The organism is Stieleria sp. (assembly GCF_041595215.1).
Lineage (GTDB): Bacteria > Planctomycetota > Planctomycetia > Pirellulales > Pirellulaceae > Stieleria > Stieleria magnilauensis.
Genome location: NZ_JBFHKV010001438.1, coordinates 1 through 1698, shown reverse-complemented (window position 1 = coordinate 1698; position 1698 = coordinate 1). Strand labels below are relative to the sequence as shown.

At 61.1% G+C, this 1698-nt stretch carries 1 protein-coding gene; it reads right to left on the bottom strand.

The annotated features are described in order from the left end of the window. On the bottom strand, window positions 1–1698 hold a 1698-nt coding region (locus tag ABX749_RS31910; RefSeq protein ID WP_372899596.1), incomplete at both ends, for a hypothetical protein.

The window sequence follows — 1698 nt, the reverse complement described above, 5'->3', positions numbered from 1 at the left end:
TCCGACCACGGCGACGGTCATCGGGCGTCCGGTGTTCGTCACGTTGTTCACCTCTGCGATGACATCGATCGCATCGCCGCTTCGGACGTTTGCTTGATCGGACTGCCCGGCAAAGGACAGCTTCATCGCGATCGGGCATTCAGGATCACTTGACGGCGACGTCGTCCGCCCGGTGAAGCGGAGCGTGAAGGGCAAGGCCGTGGCATCGCTGCTGCGAAGCGTCAATCGCGTGGTGGGATCGGAAACGAACGCGTCGATCAGCGCCGGTGTCATCTGCCACGTCACGCCCTCGGCGGGACGCCCGTCCCAGCGAACCGTTTCAACGACCTCGCCATCGAGCAGAACATCGACGCTGCCGCCGTCGCCGCCGACCATCTGATCGTGCATCGCGATCAAGGCCTTGAGCGCCAACACCGTCGCTTGCGTCGATCCGAACCCGCCGCCGCGTCGATTTTCGATCAGCCACGTTGCCGCTTTCTGTGACACGCCGCGATGGTCGTCGCTGCGGGCCAACGCCAGAATCGCCAGCGCGGTCGTCTCGACGGTCCGCGAGATCCCACCGCTTTGCGTGATCGTCGTTTTGCCGAGGAAGCTGCCGTCTGCGTTTTGAAGTTCCACAAGCCGGTCCAGCAACGTCGCCGCCTGACGGTCTCGGCCCACATTGGCCAGTGTGATGGCGGACAACGCGATCAAATAGGGATCGTCAGAGGATTCTGCCACGCGTTGCATCGCATCCAATTCGGCTGACAGTTCCGAAGCCGTCGCGGACGCATCACCTGCGGCCCAATCGGCTTGCGAAAGCGCCCACAACAAGTACGCATTGACGACCTCTTGCTGGACCGACCAGACGTGCAGGTGGCGTGGGTTGCGTTTGAATCCGCCCTTGCCGTCGCGTCTGGAGAGCAGCCAGTTGCGGGTGCGACTGAGCATCTCGCGATCGATGTCGATCATCTTCGCCATCTCGGAAAACTGCATCAGTCCGAATGCCGACAACGCTTCGTGGCCGGGATCGTTGCCGAACCATTCATACCCCAGCGTGGAACATTCGTAGCTGGTCAGTTTTCGATAGCCGCGACGCAACAGCGACACGGTGCGGCGTTCGGCACGGTCATCCACCACGCCTTCAAGTTGCAACAATTGAAACGCCATCACGTTGGGATAGTTCGAAGCCGACGCTTGTTCGAAACACCCATGCGGCTCGCGCAAGATACTTTCCAATCCCGCGCTCAATTGTGATCGGGGGCTCGGGAAAAATTCCATGACGGCCGATAACGAACCGGGCACCACAGAATCGGGCAAGTTCGACGACAGAGAAGCCGACTTGGATAGCGATCCCGATTGAGAAACGTCAAACGGAAACCCGTCGGGAACGATTCGCACGGATCGTTCGACCTGATCGGCAAGCGTGCTGCCGCTGAGTGTGGCCGAGACGCGGACCTTGGCCTCGGTGGGTTTGGCCGGTTCGGTGACGTTCAAGGAAAAGATTTCCGTGGTTCGATCGCCGGCGGCAACGGAGGTCAGCCCAGACCGACGAGTCGCCGTGAATGCCGGGTCCAGTTGCAATTGAACTTCGAACGCTCCGTCTTGGTCGGTCCCATTGACCAGTCCCACGGGCAGGTCGATGCGATCGCCGCCGGTGACTTCCAACGGCAGTTTCGGTTCGACTTGAATCGGAATCTCGGTCACGACCGCGCCGCC